15 protein-coding genes and 1 pseudogene are annotated in these 17,564 nt (G+C 73.7%); 6 read left to right on the forward strand and 10 right to left on the reverse strand.

What is annotated here, in order from left to right; all coding sequences use genetic code 11:
- Positions 1 to 171: 171 nt before the first annotated feature.
- Positions 172 to 498 (forward strand): hypothetical protein, encoded by a 327-nt coding sequence (locus ACTWPP_RS39105; protein WP_443109497.1) that lies wholly within the window; start codon positions 172 to 174, stop codon positions 496 to 498.
- Positions 499 to 576: 78 nt separating this feature from the next.
- On the opposite strand, the gene ACTWPP_RS39110 is transcribed toward ACTWPP_RS39105, so the two are convergent.
- Both ACTWPP_RS39110 and ACTWPP_RS39115 read right to left on the reverse strand, forming a co-directional pair.
- Positions 577 to 1,827, reverse strand: a complete 1,251-nt coding sequence (locus tag ACTWPP_RS39110; RefSeq protein ID WP_443109498.1) for an NAD(P)-binding domain-containing protein — start codon at positions 1,825 to 1,827, stop codon at positions 577 to 579.
- A 27-nt stretch (positions 1,828 to 1,854) separates the two neighbouring features.
- On the reverse strand, positions 1,855 to 3,198 hold the full coding sequence (locus ACTWPP_RS39115) for a carboxylate--amine ligase (protein ID WP_443109499.1): 1,344 nt from the start codon (positions 3,196 to 3,198) through the stop codon (positions 1,855 to 1,857).
- A gap of 277 nt (positions 3,199 to 3,475) precedes the next feature.
- On the opposite strand from ACTWPP_RS39115, the gene ACTWPP_RS39120 reads away from it, so the two are divergent.
- Positions 3,476 to 4,636, forward strand: a complete 1,161-nt coding sequence (locus ACTWPP_RS39120) for a glycosyl hydrolase (protein ID WP_443109500.1) — start codon at positions 3,476 to 3,478, stop codon at positions 4,634 to 4,636.
- A 77-nt stretch (positions 4,637 to 4,713) separates the two neighbouring features.
- Here ACTWPP_RS39120 and ACTWPP_RS39125 read toward each other — a convergent pair.
- The 8 genes and pseudogenes from ACTWPP_RS39125 to ACTWPP_RS39160 all read right to left on the reverse strand — a co-directional run.
- Positions 4,714 to 5,721, reverse strand: a pseudogene (locus ACTWPP_RS39125) (glycosyltransferase); the annotation flags it as partial.
- Complete coding sequence (locus ACTWPP_RS39130; RefSeq protein WP_443109501.1) at positions 5,714 to 6,856, reverse strand: GNAT family N-acetyltransferase; 1,143 nt, start codon at positions 6,854 to 6,856, stop codon at positions 5,714 to 5,716. The pseudogene ACTWPP_RS39125 and the gene ACTWPP_RS39130, both read right to left, overlap by 8 nt.
- On the reverse strand, positions 6,853 to 7,551 hold the full coding sequence (locus ACTWPP_RS39135; RefSeq protein ID WP_443109502.1) for a Wzz/FepE/Etk N-terminal domain-containing protein: 699 nt from the start codon (positions 7,549 to 7,551) through the stop codon (positions 6,853 to 6,855). Before ACTWPP_RS39135 ends, ACTWPP_RS39130 begins: the two co-directional genes overlap by 4 nt.
- A gap of 92 nt (positions 7,552 to 7,643) precedes the next feature.
- Positions 7,644 to 8,942, reverse strand: a complete 1,299-nt coding sequence (locus ACTWPP_RS39140; RefSeq protein ID WP_443109503.1) for a glycosyltransferase — start codon at positions 8,940 to 8,942, stop codon at positions 7,644 to 7,646.
- Complete coding sequence (locus ACTWPP_RS39145; RefSeq protein WP_443109534.1) at positions 8,939 to 9,631, reverse strand: polysaccharide deacetylase family protein; 693 nt, start codon at positions 9,629 to 9,631, stop codon at positions 8,939 to 8,941. Before ACTWPP_RS39145 ends, ACTWPP_RS39140 begins: the two co-directional genes overlap by 4 nt.
- Complete coding sequence (locus ACTWPP_RS39150) at positions 9,603 to 11,294, reverse strand: lipid II flippase MurJ (RefSeq protein ID WP_443109504.1); 1,692 nt, start codon at positions 11,292 to 11,294, stop codon at positions 9,603 to 9,605. Before ACTWPP_RS39150 ends, ACTWPP_RS39145 begins: the two co-directional genes overlap by 29 nt.
- Positions 11,291 to 12,652, reverse strand: coding sequence for an O-antigen ligase family protein (locus ACTWPP_RS39155; protein WP_443109505.1), 1,362 nt, complete (start codon positions 12,650 to 12,652; stop codon positions 11,291 to 11,293). Before ACTWPP_RS39155 ends, ACTWPP_RS39150 begins: the two co-directional genes overlap by 4 nt.
- On the reverse strand, positions 12,649 to 14,103 hold the full coding sequence (locus tag ACTWPP_RS39160) for a sugar transferase (RefSeq protein ID WP_443109506.1): 1,455 nt from the start codon (positions 14,101 to 14,103) through the stop codon (positions 12,649 to 12,651). Before ACTWPP_RS39160 ends, ACTWPP_RS39155 begins: the two co-directional genes overlap by 4 nt.
- 535 nt (positions 14,104 to 14,638) lie before the next feature.
- Here ACTWPP_RS39160 and ACTWPP_RS39165 point away from each other — a divergent pair.
- The 4 genes from ACTWPP_RS39165 to ACTWPP_RS39180 all read left to right on the forward strand — a co-directional run bounded on the left by ACTWPP_RS39165 (position 14,639) and on the right by ACTWPP_RS39180 (position 17,550).
- Complete coding sequence (locus ACTWPP_RS39165; protein WP_443109507.1) at positions 14,639 to 15,847, forward strand: Ig-like domain-containing protein; 1,209 nt, start codon at positions 14,639 to 14,641, stop codon at positions 15,845 to 15,847.
- A 126-nt stretch (positions 15,848 to 15,973) separates the two neighbouring features.
- Positions 15,974 to 17,080, forward strand: coding sequence for a hypothetical protein (locus tag ACTWPP_RS39170; RefSeq protein WP_443109508.1), 1,107 nt, complete (start codon positions 15,974 to 15,976; stop codon positions 17,078 to 17,080).
- A gap of 91 nt (positions 17,081 to 17,171) precedes the next feature.
- Positions 17,172 to 17,342, forward strand: a complete 171-nt coding sequence (locus ACTWPP_RS39175) for a hypothetical protein (RefSeq protein WP_443109510.1) — start codon at positions 17,172 to 17,174, stop codon at positions 17,340 to 17,342.
- 22 nt (positions 17,343 to 17,364) lie between these two features.
- On the forward strand, positions 17,365 to 17,550 hold the full coding sequence (locus ACTWPP_RS39180) for a hypothetical protein (RefSeq protein WP_443109511.1): 186 nt from the start codon (positions 17,365 to 17,367) through the stop codon (positions 17,548 to 17,550).
- Positions 17,551 to 17,564 lie beyond the last annotated feature (14 nt).

Genomic DNA, 17,564 nt, shown 5'->3' on the forward strand with positions numbered 1-17,564 from the left:
TCTCGTCCGGTGTGTCTCCGGATCATTTACCGGCGCATGAATTCCCTTTTTACCGCGCAAGGTTTTCCGGCCGCACGAATACCCCTTTGTCAGGTTTTGAGGTTTTGCCGGGTTCCGCGGCCGGTGCGGGGCGGCGGGACGGCCGGCGTTCATGCGGGGTTCAGGAGAAGTATGGCGGACGGTATCTCGTGCGCTACGCTCGGTGAGCGGGCGGTCACGGCGGCCGCCCGCCCGAGGAGCATGCCGATGCCCGACCACTCGTCCGTGATCGCGCACCTGTGGCCGGCGCGCCATCGCCGCCGCAGCCGCCACAGCCGCCGGTTCGTCACCCGCACCGACGTCCATCTCATCGTCGCCCCCAGCGTTCCCGCTGCTCAGAGCACTCGTTCGGAGCGGATCCTCACCGGTGCGTGGACGCTGTACTCCCGCTGGGAGTGGACGATCGCCAAGGCCCGCGCCGAGCGCGCACGCCGCAGGGCGCACCCGCCCTGGCGGTGACGGCACCGCAGGACCGGCAGCGCGGACGGGGCCGGCGGGCACCCGTCACGGTGCGCCCGCCGACCGGAGGAAGATCCTTCACCGCGTGGGGATGTCCGGCTCCAGGGCGGTCTCCGGACGGCCGGCGGGCGTCCGCACCCGGGGCGTCCGCCGGATGATGTGGTGCGCGATCCGCCGCGCCGCGAAGTCGGCGCCGTGGACGAACCGCATGACCGGACCGAACGTGGACGCCGCGGCGAGGCCCGCGAAGTACAGTCCGGGCACGGATGCCTCGAAGTCCCGGCTGAGCACCGGCGCCCCGAGCCGGGTGGTGACGCGGGCGCGCAGCTCGGGCGACAGCATCGTCAGCCGCTCCACGTCCGGGACGAACCCGGTCGCGGCGATGACGTGCTCCACCTCCGTCACCAGGCGGCGGCCCGTGCGGTCGGTGGTGGTGAGGGCGACGCCGTCGTCCCGCTCGGCCACCTTGCCGAGGTGCCGGCCCGTCGAGACGCGGACGCGCTCGTCCAGCCGGTCGCGCAGCCACCACGCCCCGGCGGGCGGGAGCGTCTCACGGACGAGCCGCCGCCGCGTCCGCTCCGGCAGGTGACGGACGAGCCCGGGACGTTCGGCCCACAGCCACGTCCGGTAGCCCGTGCCGAGCCCGGACCGGGGGCCTCCGCGCGCTCTCGTCCACAGGGACCGCCTCTCCTCGGGCACCGTGTTCCAGTCGAGTTGCGGGGTGCGGGCGAGGACGTGCGGGGACGCGCCCGCGTCGGCCAGCAGCACCGCGGTCTCCAGCGCGGACTGCCCGGCGCCGACCACGGCGACCTCCTTGCCGGCGAACAGGCCGAGGTCGCGGTGGGCGCTGCTGTGCGAGACGAGCCAGGACGGCAGGCCCGCCAGCGCGTCCGGGACGTACGCGAACGGCCCGACGCCGACGGCGACGACGACCGTGCGCGCCGCGATCATCTCGCCCGTGGACAGCGTGACGAGGTACCCGCCGGGACCGCCCCGGCCGACGTTCACGACCTGCGCGTCCTCGGTGCCCGGGATCGCGACGGAGGCGAACCAGCGCCCGTAGGTCACGAATGTCTCCAGCGGTATCGGCTGCCCCACCCGCCAGTCCGGATGACGGTCGGTGAAGGACATGCCCCTGATCGGCGCACCCAGGCTGGACGCGAACGGCTCGGACTTCAGGAACATGCCCTCCGGCATGTTCTCGGCCCAGAACCGCATCGGTTCCCCGATGATCCTGACCTTCAGCCCGAGGTTCTGCAGATGGGCGGCCGTCGACAGGCCGTAGGGCCCTGCGCCGGCGATGACGACGTCGCTGGCCGAGTCGCTCATGGTTCGTTCCCCCGTGTGAGTGTTGTGTTACCTGGTGCGGAGCCGCTCGACCGCGCGGAGCACGCTCTGCCGTCCCATCGCGAGGAACGGCGGAAGGTCGTCGCCGGCGTACCAGGCGAACTCGTCGGCTTCGCGGAGCGGGCGGAGCGTCTCGCGGAGCGGGCGCAGTGTCTCGCGCAGCGGGCGGAGGGTTCCCGCGCGCAGCAGTGGACGTTTCCCATCCGGCCCGTCGCCAGAGCCGTCGCCTTCGGCGACTGACCGAGGATGAAGAAGGTTCATCCGCCGGCCGGCGGACCCCTGGAGGTAGTGGTTCTCCACCAGCAGGTTGCGGCCGAACGCCGGACGCGTGTCGGGGACGCGGCGGCCCGACTGGTGCAGGTGCAGGACGTGGGCGAGGTCGAGGCCGTCCCTGTCGGTGAACAGCCGGAACTGCGCGCCGATCCGGGGGTTGAAGTCCAGCAGGTGGTAGACGCCGTCGTCGGCGTCGTACCGGAAGTCGAGGTCGACGAGCCCGCGGCAGCCGAGCAGCCGGACGATCCGGACGGCGAGCCGCTGGAGTTCGGGGTTGGCGACCCACTCCCCGGCGACCGTGTGCCCGGCCTGCGGCGGATGCGCGAGGTGCTTGCGGCCGGTCGCGCCGAACAGGCAGCCGAGGGTCTCGTCGAAGTAGCCCTGGAAGAACCAGTCGCCGCCGGCCGTCGGGATGCGCCGCTGCAGGATGAGCGGGCCCGCGTCGCCGTCCGGGTCGCGGTCGCGGGTGGCGGCGAACAGCCGGTGCGCCTCACCGAGGGTGCGCACCAGCGTGGTGCTCCGCATGCCCGGGCCGAGCCGCCACGGCCGCGCCCACTTGGCGATCAGCGGGAGGCCCAGCGCGTCGGCGGCCTCGTCCACCTCGTGGGCGGACGCGGGCGTCCGGCTCGGCGGGCACGCGATGCCGTACCGGGTGCACGCCTCCAGCAGCAGCGCCTTGTCGGCGACGCGCCGGGGGGCGTCCGGGTCCTGGTGCGGGAAGACGAAGTGGGGCGTCAGCGCGTCCGCGTGCTCCGCGACGAAGATCGCTCCGGCGTCGTCCAGCGGGACGAGCAGCGCCGGCCCGCCGACCCGCTCGCCGATCACCCGCAGATGGCTCAGCAGCGCGGACGGGCGTGCCGCGGGCGGCGCCCACGGATGCCCGCGGAACAGGTAGCGGGAGCGGGACGCGGGGTTGCCGCGTCCCTCCAGGATGGCGTGCACCGGCACCCCGGCGCGTCCGAGACTTCTGATCGCGCCGAGCGTCCCGTGATGGAAGACGTTACGGTCGGTGCGCAGCAGCAGGACGGGAAGACCGGGATCCAGGCGGGCCCTCGACGGGACCTGCGTATCGACGAACATGCGTTCAGCGGACCCATTCCAGCGGATTGTAAATTTTGGCGTCGTCCGCCCGGTATATTTGTTCAGCGGCGGACACCCGGGGCATACGATACGCATGCGAGCTGCCGATATCCATTCCGCCGGGCGGTCATCCGGGCACCGGCGAAAAACGCCGATTCCGTTCTGTCCGCTCCCTCCCATTCTGGCGGTATCCGCCATGGTGCTCGCGCTCACCGTGTCGGCATTGGCGACATGGCCGCAGCCCCGATCGGTGCAGAAATCACGGGGATATGTTCCCTTGGGGGCTTTTCTGGGGTCGGGTGTGGAGGGCGTCGCCCGGGTCGGGCGCTTCCAGCGGTGGCTCGGCTCCACGGTGACGGTCGGGCGCACCTACCTGCCGGGCGACGACTGGCACGAGATCGAGGGCCCGCGGCGGATGCTGACGGCGTGGGCGCGGTGGAAGGCCGCCGACCCGCGCCGGATGCTGGTGATCAACGTGCCGATGATGGCCCCGAACGAGGCCGCGCTGCCGGTCCCGGTGCTGGACTCGCTGCTGCGGGGCGGCGCGGCGGGCGCGTTCGACGGCCACTACCGGACCCTCGCCGGACGTCTCGTGTCCGTCGGGGCCGGCGACTCGGTCATCGTCCTCGGCTGGGAGATGAACGGGGAGACCTACAGCGGCCGCTGCGCCCCCGATCCCGCCGCCTGGAAGGCGTACTGGCGGCGGATCGTCACCACCATGCGCGCGGTGCCGGGCACCCGCTTCCGATTCGATTTCGCGCCGACGCGGGGACGGGACGCGATTCCCTGGACGGAGTGCTACCCGGGCGACGACGTCGTCGACATCATCGGGTCCGACAGTTACGACCAGCCGGCGGGCATGTCGTTCGAGGAATTCGTCAACGAGCCGTACGGGCTCCGCGCGCAGGCCGAATTCGCCGCCGCGCACGGCAAGCCGATCTCGTTCCCCGAATGGGGCCTGTTCCGCAACTCCGACAACCCGGAATATATCCAGGGAATGTACGACTGGATCATGTCGCACGATGTCGTGTACCAGTCGATCACGGACTACTGCCCGCACGGCGTCTGGGCGTGCGGCCGTAACCCGCGGTCCTCCGGCACCTACCGCGACCTGTTCGGCGGCGTGACGGCCCCGCCCCCGGCCCCGCGCACACCGGACACGACCACGACCTCGACGCCGACCCCGGCACCGTCCGCAACGCCGTCCCCGACGCGATCCGCGACACCGGCCGCGACACCGGCGCCCGGCGCGCCGTCCACGGCGGCATCCCCGGGGAAGCCCTCCCCGACGATGCCGGCGAAGCCGGGACGGCCCGCGCCGAGCAGGCCCCCGGCCACGGCCCGGACATCGGCCAGGGCCTCCTCGGGCGTGGTGCCCAGCCCGGCGACACCGCGGGTGACGGCGGCCAGCAGCGCCACCGTCCGGGAGATGTCGTAGGCGGCCGACGCGGCGGCCGCCTCCCGTCCCTCCCGCTCGGCGATCCCGGGCACGAGGAGCCGCCCCGCGACCTCCTCGGCCAGCGCGGCGGGATCGTCCACCGGCACGAGGGCGCCGATCCCGGGACGGACGACCTCGGTGATGCCCGGAACGTCCGTCCCGACGAGGGGGCGTCCCGTGGCGAGCGCCTCCAGCGCGGTCAGCGGCAGCCCCTCCCACCGGGACGGAAGGACGATCACGTTCGACGCCGACAGCCAGTCGCGAGGATCCTGCACTGCCGGGACGAACAGGACGCCCGCCACGGGTTCGCGGCTCAGCGCGTCCAGGTCCTCGCCGTCCCCCACGATGGCGAGGCGGGCCGACGGGCACCGCTCGGTGACGCCCGGCCATGCCGCGACCAGGACGTCCTGCCCTTTCTGCCGGGTCAGGCGCCCGATGCAGACGGCGAGCGGCGCAGCGGCGGGCAGGCCGAGGCGCGTGCGCGCGGCCAGCCGGGCGGCACCGTCGGCGGGCCTGAACCTGCGCCGGTCCACGCCGTTGCGGACGAGCCGGTAGGGGCCGCGCACGCCCGCGCGCATCCCCTCGCGCAGTTCGCCGATCCCGACGCAGACCAGCGCGTCGCTCCAGCGGGCCGCGATCCGCTCCCAGCGGCGGCTGGCGGTGCCCTGCCGGCCGGTGGCGGCGAGCCATGACCAGCCGTGCGGCTGGAAGATCGTGGGCGTGCCGCGCGGCCGCCGCAGCAGCCGCCCCGCCAGCCCCGCCTTCGAGGAGTGCAAATGGACGACGTCGGGCGCGAAGGTCCGCACCAGGCGGCGGAGGCTGAGCGTCTCCAGCAGCGTCCGGGGGCCCGGGGCACGTCCGGCCGGCCAGTTGAACCACGGCACGCCCGCCGCCGCGCACCGCGCGGGCAGGTCACCGCCCGGCGGGCAGGCGACCGCCACCTCCCAGCCGCGTCTGCGCTGGTCACCGGCCGCCTGCCCCACGTAGACGGCGACTCCGCCCGCGTTCGGCTGGCTGACGTGCAGCACCCGGACCGGCGTGAGGTCCCCGCCCACGGACCCGGGCATGGACACCGCCTCAGCCATGGCCTCCCCGCCACCGGTGCCGCCGGGCCGACAGGTGCGCGCGGGTCCGGGCCAGGCCGGCGAACGCGGCGGCGGAGGCGGTCCGCCCGAGGATGATCCGCTGGTTCTGGACGGGCGTCGGGCGCCATTTCAGCTTGTACGGCTCGTCGCCGCGCAGCAGGCTGACGCCCTGCCGGTGGCGGTCCCGGGCGATCGCGAGGTCCTCGCGCAGCAGCATCAGCGAGACGTCCACGCAGCCGCGCAGGTCGGGGATGGCCCCGTACAGGTAGGCGCCGACGTGCCGGTGGCCGATGAGGACGAGGTCGCTGGCGACGAGCCGATCGTCCCACCGGTACTGCAGGACGGCCGCGCGCCCGTCGCGGACCATTCCGCCCGCGGCCTCGGCCAGGTGGCGCCGGAACCGCTCCCGGGTGTGCTCGGGGTTGATGGGACGGCCCTGCCACTGCCGGACGTGCAGATCCAGCAGGGCGTGGACGGCGTCCGACGCGCCCTCCGCCGGGACGGACTCCACCGTGATGCCGCGGACGTCGATCTTGCGGAGTTTCGCGCGCATCTTCCCGGCGGTGCGGCGCGGCAGCCGCCCGAGGACGTCGTCGATGCCGGCGGCGGGCAGTTCCAGGCACACCGACGCCGGCATCCGCCACGTCCGGCGCGGCCACTGCCGGGCCACCTGGTGCGCCGCCGAGCCGGGACGGACCTCGCGGAGGTCGAGCGCGCACCAACCGTGCTCGTCCAGCAGGGACCGGGTGAGGTGCCGGACGGCGCCGTCGGCGTACACGGGGTCGAGAAGGAAGTCGCTGAAGTCGCTCTGCTCCGCCGCCAGCGAGACCAGCACCGGGAACCCGTGCCGCACCCCCGCCATCAGCGGCGCCGCCGCGACGAGCCGCCCGCGGCACCGGACCAGGGCGAGGCGGAGCCTGCCGCTCGTCCCGTACCAGCCCCACCACGCCTTGAGCCACTCGTACGTCTGGAAGGGCGTCGCGGCCGGGCTGCGGTCGTACAGGTCGCGCAGTTCGTCCGCGAGGGCGACGAGCGACTGTTCCTCCCGGTGCACCTCCACCGACCACTCGGCGGCGGACGGGGCGTCGGCCGCGCGGGGCGCGACGTCCCCGCGCGCGAGGCTGGAGAGGCTCACGTCCTCACCCCCGCACGTTCGGCGTGCGCCGGTTCGACGGCGTCCGGGACCGGGCCCGGGGCCGGGCCCGCGGCGGCGGTGTCCGGGCGGCGGCGAGCCGCGTCGACCCGGCCCCGCCGGCCGCTGACGACGGCGGCGCTGAGCCCGGCGAGCAGCACACCGGACGCGGTGCCGACGGCGACGCCCAGCGGCGGGTTCGGCGACGACGGCGTGGCCGGCGGCGCCGCGAGGGTCATCAGCGCGACGCGGACCCCGGTGTCGGCGCGGTGCGACGTCCCGTACCGGACGAGCGCGTCGGCGGCGGCGTTGGCGAACGCCGCCGCGTCCCGCGGTGTCCGCCCGACGCCGGCCAGCCTGATCAGCGGCGTGTCCGGCGAGGTCGACGCCTGGATGTGCTCGCGGGTGGAGCCCGGCGCGGCCTTCGGCACCGGAAGCGCGGAGTATTCGAGGGTCTCCGGAAGCGGGGCGAGCCGCCCGTACGCCTGGGCGAAGCTCACCGCCGCGGGACCCGCCTGCCCGGACTCCCCCTCCTCCACGACCAGCACGAACGCGGCCGCGGTGTAGGTGGTGGGCGCGAACAGCGCGTATCCGAGCCCGCCGAGGAACCCGGCCAGGACGAACGCGATGGACAGCCCGAACCGTCTGAGCAGCGCGGCGAGCGGACCGCGCACACGCCCGGCGGCCGCGGCGAGCACACCGCGTACCCCGCGGGGCCGGCGGCGCACCCGCACACCGGGCGGCCGGACCTGTTTCGTTCTCGGTCTCCGGTTGGCTTCACGTTGCGGCATCATGAGCCCTTTCTCGTGTCGAAATGACCCCGCAGAGGGACAGCGGTGAGTCGAGCGGAGCTCGTCGTTTCTTTGGCGGCGGGCGGGGACTGGCGGACGGTGGGTCGAGCGGAGCTCGTCGTCTGTTTGGCGGCGGGCGGGGACTGGCGGACGGTGGGTCGAGCGGAGCTCGTCGTCTGTTTGGCGGCGGGCGGGGACTGGCGGACGGTGGCACCGTCCAGGCCGTCCTCGTAGAGCCGGGCGAGCTTGGCGGCCTGCTCGGCGATGGCGTAGCGGCCGACGACCGGCGGCACCGGCGTCCGCTCCCGCGTTCCGCGCAGGAAGCGTTCGAGTTCGGTGCTCCATGCCCGCGCGTCGGTGGGCAGGCACCGGGCGTGCGGTGCCTCGCCGGGCGGGGAGTCGTCGATGGCCGGGCAGGTCGTGTAGAGGACGGGGAGCCCGGCGGCCAGCGCCTCCAGCACGCCGAGGCCGAACGCCTCCTGGACGGACGGGGCGGCCAGGACGTCCATCGCCGCGAGGGCGCCCGCGACGTCCGACGTCCCCCCGGCGAAGATCACCCGCCCGGCGGCGCCGAGGTCGCGCGCCAGCCGTTCGAGCGTCCCCCGCTCCGGGCCGGCGCCGACCAGCAGCAGCCGGACGCCGTCCAGCGGCGCGATCGCCTCGATCAGCAGGTCGAACCGTTTGGTGGGGACGAGCCGTCCGACGGCGCCGACGATCGGCTCGTCCGGGAGGATGCCGAGGCGGCGGCGCGTCGAGGCGCGGCGCGCGGCGTCGAACGCGAACGCGGCGGCGTCGACGCCGTTCGGGATCACGGCGATCCGGCCCGGCCGGACGCCCCAGCCGCGCAGGCGGGCCGCGACGGTCGGCGACACCGCCACGGTCGCCGACCCGAGCCGCTCGGTCGCCCGGTACAGCGCCCGGACGCCGCGCGTCGTGGCACGTCCCTCGATGTGGCCGTCGCCCAGTGAGTGCTCGGTGGCGATGACGCGGGGCGTCCCGGCCAAGCGGGCGGCGATGCGGCCGTAGACGCAGGCGCGGTACAGGTGCGTGTGGACGACGTCGTACCGTCCCCGCCGGATCAGCCGCGCGAGGCGGGGCAGCGCGGCGAGGTCCCGGTTGCCGCGCATGCCGATCTCGTGGACGGGGACGCCCGCGGCCCGGATCTGCGCGCCCAGCGTCCCTGTCCGGGTGAGCGTCGCGACGTCGCAGGACACGGGCAGGTGGCGCAGCATGAGGGCGAGCTGGCGTTCCGCGCCGCCGTGCTCCAGCCCGGTGATGACGTGCAGGACTCGGGTCACACGCGGCTCCGGCGGCGCTGCCCGTGGCGGAGGAGCTCGTGGCGGAGGAGCTTGGCGCGCAACCGCAGCGGCCCGTCCCGGTCGCCGATGTAGGCGCGGGGCAGCGCGTGCCGTCCCGGCTCCTCGGGCTTGATGTCGCACGCGTAGTCGTAGCCGGCGGCGCGGACCGCCTCGATCTCGCGGGCGGTGGCGTGCCCGTACGGGTAGGCGAAGCCGGTGACGGGCCCTTCGACGAGGTCCTCCAGGCCGGCGCGGCTTTCCTCCAGTTCCTCGCGAAGCTCGGTGTCGTCCGTCTCGGGCAGGGACACGTGGTGCCTGCCGTGCGAGCCGATCTCGATGCCGGCGTCCGCGACGGTCCTGATCTGCTCGGCCGTCATGAGGGGTTTGCGCGGGCCTTCGTCCCACGTGTTGTGAGTGCCGATCCGCCCGGAGACGATGAACGCCGTCGCGCCGAACCCGTACCGCAGCAGCACCGGGACGGCCCTGGTCGCGAAGTCGGCGTACCCGTCGTCGAACGTGAGCCCGACGAGGCCGTGCGCCCGGCCGGCGGCGTGCGCGTCCAGCAGCTCGGCCATGCCGACGCCGCGCAGGCCCCGTGCCCGCAGCCACGTCATCTGGCGCTCGAACCGCGCCGGCGACACCGTCACCAGGTGCGGGTCCTCATGGAAGTGGTCGACCGAGTGGTACATCAGCACCAGCGGCGCCGGCCGGATCTCCTCCGCCGCCGCCGGGTGGGCCGGGTCGGCGGCCCGGGCCGGTTCGGTCAGGTGTGTCGGTTCGGTCGGCTGGCTCACTGATCTCCCCCGATTCGGTACGGCCGCGGCGTCCGGACGCGCCGAACGCGCCGAGCGGCCCCACGGCGATCCATGAAGCGACGAGGTCGGGTCCCGCCAGGACGGTCAGGACGGCGAAGGCCGCGGCGGTCACGGCGCCGCCGGCGGCGAGCTGGACGATCGCGGGCGTCCCGGCGCCGAGCGCGCCGGCCGCGAACAGGCCGGCCGCGCAGGCGCCCGCGGCGGCGAGCACGAGCCGGGCGACGTCGGCGGCGATCCGGCGCAGCGCGACCGGCGCGACGCCCGGCCGCAGCCCCGCCAGCAGCAGGACGGCGGCGAGCGTGATCCCGGTGGCGTTCGCGGCGGCCAGCGCGAGCGTCCCGGCGGACGCGGCGAACGCGCCGCCGATCGCGGCGGTGACGGCGAGGCCCACGGCGAGGACGCCGGCGGGACGCCACGTCGGCCGCCGCTGCGCGAAGAACGCGCGGGCGGCCAGGCCGACCGCCGACTGCCCCCACAGGCCGAGCGCGTAGATCCGCAGGATGGACGCGGTGCTGTGCGTGTCGGCGGACGTGAACTCGCCGTGCTCGAACAGCACCTTGATGACGGCGGGCGCGAACGCGACGAGGAACGCGGTCGCGGCCAGCACCATCGCGCTCGCGACGGCGAGGTCCTGCCGGATGCGGCGGGCGACCTGACCGGTGTCCCCGTCCGCCGACGCGCGGGCGAGCCGGGGGAACGTCACCGTCACGATCAAAAGCGACAGCACCATCGGCACCTGCGCGACCTTCTGCGCGTAGTTGAGGTGCGAGATGGACCCGGCGGCGAGTTCGGACCCGAAGTAGCGCTCGACGAAAACCTGCGCCTGCCGGGTCACGGTGTAGACGACGATGGGCGCGACGGCCGCGAGCCCGAGCCCGAGCCGCAGATCGACGTCCTGGGCGCGGGGGGCGGGCGATTCGCGGAGGCAGCGGATGAAGGCGGGGGTCTGGACGGCGACCATCAGGACGCTGCCGCAGGCGACGCCGATCGCGGCGCTGGTGATGCCGACGACCCCGGAGAAGCCCGCGATCAGCGCGAGGATGCCCACGTTGTAGGCCAGGTAGATCGCGGCGGGCGGCCCGAACCTGTGGTGGGCGCGCAGCGTCGCGCTCATGAACCCCGCGACTCCGAACGTCACGACGGTGACCGCCGTCAGCCGGACGCACTGGACGGCGGGGCCGCGCTCGGTGAGGCCGGGCGCGAGGACGTCCACCACGAGGGGCGCGGCGGCCACGAGGGTGAGCGTGCCCGCGGACAGGCCGAGGACCATGCGGGGCAGGGCCGTCCCGATGAGCGGGCGCGGGCCGTCGCCGCGCGCGAGCAGCCGCGTGACGACCGGGACCATCAGGAGCGCCATGGCGTCCTCGATGAGGAGCGGCGAGACGGTCTCGGGGATCGTCCACGCGACGAGGAACGCGTCCGTGCCGGCGCTCGCGCCGAACAGGTGCGCCATCACCAGGTCGCGGACGAACCCGAGCCCGGTGCCCGCGCCGATCAGCACGCCCGACAGCGCGGCGGCGCGTCCCACCGAGGTCATGTCCGCGCCTCCCCGGACACGGCGCCCCTCCCGGACACGCCGTCCTCGAAGGCCCGGCACGCCACGATCCCGAGGACGATGGCGATGAGCGCGCAGGTCGGCCCGCCCAGATCGGCGTACAGGAAGTTGACCAGCAGGAACGCCAGCAGAGCGACGCTCGCGAGCCAGAACGGGTCGCGGACGCGGCGGCGCTTCCACAGCCCGGCGATGATCATGGCGAACAGTGCCGCGAACCCGGCGAACCCCATGACGCCCTTCTCGGACAGGAACAGCAGGTACTCGTTGTGCGGCGACAGCAGCGGCTGCCGGACGTACCCGTTGACGGGGTCGGCGGTCTCGCTCCCGGACGACAGTTCGATCCCGGCGTAGGCGTCGCGGTAGGCGGGGAAGTTCTTCCCGCCGACGCCTGTGACGGGGTTGTCCTGCCAGATCCGCACGGCGGCGGCCCACAGGTTGTACCGGTCCTCCACCGACTGGTCGGGGTGGCTGATCGAGGCGACCATCGACTTGGAGCGCTCGACGACGGCCTGCGACCCGCCGCCCGCGCCGGCGACCGCCACCAGAGCCAGCGCGGAGCAGCAGGTCAGCACCTTCACCGCCGTCCACCTGTCGAAGATCACCAGGGCGAGGACGGCGGCGGCGCCGAGTGCGAGCCACGTCCCGCGGCTGAGCGCGAACGCCAGCGCGACGGCCAGCACGCCGAGCCCGGCGAGCGCGGACGGGACGGCGGCGAGCCCGCGTCCGGGCGCCGACAGCGCGAACGCGGTCAGGACGAGGAACGCGATCCCGACCACGATCGACATGCCCATCACGTCGAGCGCGCCGAACGTGCCGACCGCGCGGATGTTCTCGCCGCCCATGGACGCGCCGTTCCCGGTGACCGACTGCCAGATCCCGTACACGGCCTCCACGAGCCCGAGCGCGAGCACCGACGAGCAGACGATCGCGAGGTCGCGGCGGTCCCGGACGAGCAGGACGACGGCCAGCGGCACCAGCACGAAGATCTGGGCGTCCCGCACGAACCCGGGCACGCTGGACACGATGTCGGCCGAGCACACCGTGCTGACCCCGAGCCCCGCGACCAGCGGCCCGAACGCGGGCAGCGCCGCGCGCGGCATCTCGACCCGCCCGATGACCAGCAGGAACACGGCGACCAGGACGAGCGCGGCACTGGCGACGTCCCCGGCGGTGATCTGCACGCCGGGGCCGAACGCCTCCGAGCCCGGCGGGATCCCGATGCTCAGGACCGCCACGGCGACCAGCGAGCTCGGCCGCCTGAAGATCGCCTTGGCCGCCTTCATCGCCCTGGCCGGACCGGCCGCCCCGGGCCACGGGAACGGGGGTGCGTCAGCGGTCATCCGGCGTCCCTGCACAGCATCGCCCGGACGGTCAGCAGCAGGATCTTCAGGTCGCCGGCGAACGACCAGTGGTCGATGTAGTGGTTGTCGAGCCTGGCGCGCAGCTCGATGGACGTGTCGCCCCTGAACCCGTGGATCTGCGCCCAGCCCGTCATCCCGACCGGGACACGGTGCCGCAGCATGTACCCGGGGCAGGTGTGGGAGAACTGCTCGACGAAATGGGGACGCTCCGGGCGCGGGCCGACGAGGCTCATGTCGCCGCGGACGACGTTCCACAGCTGCGGGAGCTCGTCCAGCGAGGTCGCCCTCAGGAACCGCCCGACCCGCCCCATGCGCGCGTCGTCCTTGACCGTCCAGCGGGTGTCGGACTCCTGCTCGTCCGCCGGCTTCAGCGTCCGGAACTTCAGCAGGACGAACTCCTCGCCGCCGAGACCGATCCGCCGCTGCCGGAACAGCACGCCCGGCCCGCCCTCCGCCCGCACCGCCACCGCGCACAGCGCCAGCACCGGCAACACCAGGAACAGGATCAGGGAGCCCGCGACGAGGTCGAGCAGCCGTTTGGCGTACCGGGCCGCCGGTTCCCGCAGGCGCCAGTCGATCCGCGCGCACGGCAGCCCGGCCAGGTACTCCCGCCTCGTCGCCGCCACCGGGACGACGTCCGACGGCGGCTGGACGAGCAGCGTCTCGCAGGGAAGCCCGAACGAGATGCGCAGCACGGTGTCCAGATGGCCGGGGTCGACGTCCTCGGCGACCACGATCAGCGTGTGGACGCCGTGCTCCTCGACGAGCGCGGGCAGGTCGGCGGTCTCCCCGAGGACGGGCGTCGCCGCCGGAGGGCCGGCCGGGGCGCCGCCGGCCACCTGCCCGACCGCGGCGAGCCCGAACTCCGCCCGCTCCCGCAGGAGGCCGACCATGTGCCCGGCCGTCCCGCCCGTCCCGACGACCAGCGCCGGACGCGGGCGGGAGTGGCGGCGGTACGTCCTGATCGCCGCGTTCACGAACGCGCGGACGCCGAGCGACGCCGTCCCGGCCGCCGCCGTGATCCACAGCCATCCGACCGCCGCACCGTGCACCGGCCCGGGCAGCAGCATCACCGCGAGCGCGCCGACGACCATCGTCCGGGCGAGGAGCGGCGGCGCGTCGGCGAGCAGGGAGGGGTTGCGGCGCGTCCGGTACAGCCCGCCCGCCGCGTTGCACGTGACGAGGGCCACGGCCGCCGCGCCGGGCAGGGCGCCGCCCGGTACGGTCCGCAGGGCGGCGACGGCGACGGCCATCACCCAGCCGTCCACCACGGCGAGGAACACCGGATACAGCACGGCCGGGATCCGCGCCCCCGTCGCGGCCCGGCGGCGCGGGACGACCGGGGCGAGGACGGCGACCGCCTCTCCCGATGCGGGATCGGACGGGGCCGCGCCGGAGTCGATGGAGGGACTCAGCCCCTGGGCTCTCATCGCGCGTCCCTTCACAGACAAGAACTCACCCGGGAGGTGACTTGCGGGGCCGTCGCGGGCGGCCACGACCCAGCATCGCAGCGCGTCCCGGCGCGGATCGCCACTTTTAACCGCCCCCTCCACAATCTTGAATAGAAGATCAGAGCGGGTCCGCCCACCTGCGAGAACGCCCCCAAGAAAACGCACCGACACGCCAAAGCACAGGCCAATTCACGACCTTTATTCGGCGTCTTTTCTTTTTCGCCCGATTGAGCCTTCTTTCCTGTGGCGCGTCCCGGAGTGGGGCCCGCGCCGGCCGGGCGGGCAACGTTCACGAAGCCGAGATCGGCCGCCAAAGATCCGGGAAACCGCCCACCCGCGGCGAAGCTTCGCGGGACGATGGGCGTCACACGTGATCGGACGCCGCCGACCGGCCGCCCCGCCTCCGGGCGGGCCGGTGACACGGCCCGTTTCCGTAAGCGATCTTGTTGCCGTCCCGCTCCACGCGGGCCCGGCGGGCTGATGAGGGAGAACGGTGCGAGGTAAGGCGTTGGTGATGACGCTGGTCCTGGGACTGGTGACGGCGTGCGGAGGGGGAGGCGGACGCGGCGGGACGACCGCGAAGGGCGCAGACGAGGGCGCCCCCCAGCTGACGATCAGCCCGGCGAACGGCAGCGGCAGGGCCCGCCCCGACCAGGGCGTGAAGGTCACCGCCTCCGGCGGCACGCTCGGCCAGGTCTCGGTGAAACTGAAGGGCGCCGACGTCCCCGGCACGCTCTCCCCCGACAAGACCGAATGGCGGTCCACGTGGACGCTGCAGCCCGGCGGCAGCTACCGGGTGTCGGCGACGGCGATGTCCCCTAAGGGCAAGTCCACCACCGCGAGCAGCGCCTTCCGCACCAGCCGTGCCACCGCCGCCACCCGGGTCGACAACGTCGTCCCGTCCGAGAACGAGACGGTCGGCACCGGGATGCCGGTCTTCGTCCAGTTCAACAAGAGCGTCCCCGAGAAGGCCAAGCCCGCCATCGAGCGCAGCATCGAGATCTCCTCGACCACCCCCACCGAGGGCGCGTGGCGCTGGCTCGCCGCCGGTGAGTCGTTCAACGGCCTGCCGTCGGTGGTGTTCCGGCCGAAGCGTCCCTGGAAGCCCCGCCAGAAGGTCTCCGTCACCGTCCACTACGCGGGCCTGAAGATCGGCGACAACGTCTTCGGCGACAGGGACGTGACCCGCACCTTCAAGATCGGCGACTCTCACACGATCAACATCAACGCCAAGACCCACCGCCTCGTCGCCAAGCAGAACGGCCGCACCGTCCGCACCTGGGGCGTCAGCCTCGGCAGCGGCGGCGACGTCCAGGCCGACGGCGTCGACCACCTGCTCACCACCAGCGGCGTCCACCTCACCATGGACCGCGTCCGCCTGGAGCGCATGCGCCCGCCCGGCAAGAAGAAGGGCGACCCCGGCTGGTACGACGAGAAGGTCCCGTGGGCGACCCGCATCTCCAACAGCGGCGAGTACATCCACCAGAACACCGCCGACCCCGCCTGCCTCGGCAAACGCAACTGCAGCCACGGCTGCGTCCGCTCCCCCGGCAACGACGCCAAGTGGCTCTTCCACTGGTCCTACCGCGGTGACCTCGTCACCATCACCGGCACCAAACGCGACCTGGCCTGGACGAACGGCTGGGGCTACTGGCAACTGCCCTTCGCCGAATGGGCCAAAGGCAGCGCCCTCGACAAGCCGGTGACCACCACCCGCGCCTGACCCCGGGCCGGCACCTGCGGGAACGACCGAGGCCACAGGGCCACTACCCTTTCACCAAGTGGACTAAGGGGCAGTGCCCCGGACAAATCACCAAACCCGCGTCCGATGGGCCGACGGGAGCGACCTGTGGCATCGAAGATCGTCCTGCACATCGGCCTGCAGAAGTCGGGCACCACCTTCTTGCAGCACATGCTGCAGGACAACAACGAGGCGCTCGCCGAGGCGGACGTGCTCTACCCCGTCCCCCCGGACTGGGAGCGGGGCAAGCGGACCGTGGCCAACCACGAATGGTCCAGCTACGGCCTGCTCGGCACGGAGTACCCCTGGGTGTCGGAGCTGCGTGCGTCCAGGGAAGAACCCTCATGGCAGGCTCTGCTGGACCAGATCAACGCTTGGCCCGCGACGGTGCTGCTGTCGGCCGAGGCCCTGTCGGTCATCCGGGCGGGCGCCGTCCACCGTCTGCTGGACGCGCTCAGCGTCGACGACGTCGAGGTCGTGGTCACGGCCCGGAGTCTGGGCCGCTCCTTGCCCTCGCTGTGGCAGCAGCACATCCGCAACGGGCGGAGCATGAGCTTCGAGGCGTATCTCGGCGGCCTCGCCGCGCAGCGGGACAAGGGCTGGGACCACATCGAGACCGATCCCGACGCGCACATCTGGCGGGCCTTCATTCTGAGCAGGCTGGTCCGGCGCTGGTCTGAGGCGGGAGCCGGCCGGGTGTCCGTGGTGACCAGTCCCGGCCGGCCCCCGGCGCTCCTCCTGGAACGCTTCACGCAGGCGGCGGGCCTGCCGCGCCTCACGCATGTCCCCGTCGCGGACCGTCAGGCCCACACCGGTCTCACCGCTCCGGAAACACTGGTGCTCGCGTCTTTGAACGCGGCCCTCCGAGAGAACTTCTGGCCCGAACGGAAGGCCGACCGGGTGCGGCAGGTCGTCACGGAGAGGTTCCAGGCGCGCGAGCGTCGCGGCGGCAAGGTCGTCATTCCCCTCGAATGGCGTTCCCGCCTCGCCGAGTGGAGCGGGGAAGACCTCGCCGCCCTGCAGGACACGGGCGCGCACATCGTCGGCGACCACGGCGACCTGCGCTACGACCCCGACCTGGAGAAGACGTCCCCGCCGACCCCCGAAGAGACCGGACGGGCCGGCGCCGAGGCGGCGCTCGCCTTCGCGGAGCCGGCGCTGCAGGAGTCCCCGATCCGCCGCAACGCCCGCCGCCTCCGCCGCCTGATGGGATGAGAACCGATCTGGGGAGGCCACACCCGTTTCGCGAGGCGGCTCCCCGATCTTCAGGTGATCCGCCCGCGGCCGCGGGCGTCCGACGAGTCTGATGCCACCGGCGTGCGGGGTCACCCGCGGGTACGCGACGTGCCACCCGGCCGCCGCGCGCCGGCTGTGCGCGCTCATGGGCTTCGCCGTCGACGGCGGCCTGGACGATTACCGCGAGGTCGGCACGCACATCCCGTTCGTGCGATTCACCCCACGCGGCGTCAACACCTGATTCCGGGTGTTGTGGCGGACGGGTGCCGACCGGGGCGATCTGTGGTGGGGCTTCGGCGTGTCCGACGAGGGCATGGAGGGAGTTCGACCGCTGGGACGATCTTGAGCGGCGCTACTTCGAGGTCTTCGAGCGGCTGCGGGGAGAGGACCTGCTGCGGTCGGCGCTCCTGCGCCGCGCCGGCCGGACCGTGCACAGGTGGCCGCAGTGACCGGACGAGCAGTG

Origin of the sequence: Actinomadura sp. 3N407 (genome assembly GCF_052245875.1) — a bacterium.
Classification (GTDB): Bacteria; Actinomycetota; Actinomycetes; order Streptosporangiales; family Streptosporangiaceae; genus Spirillospora.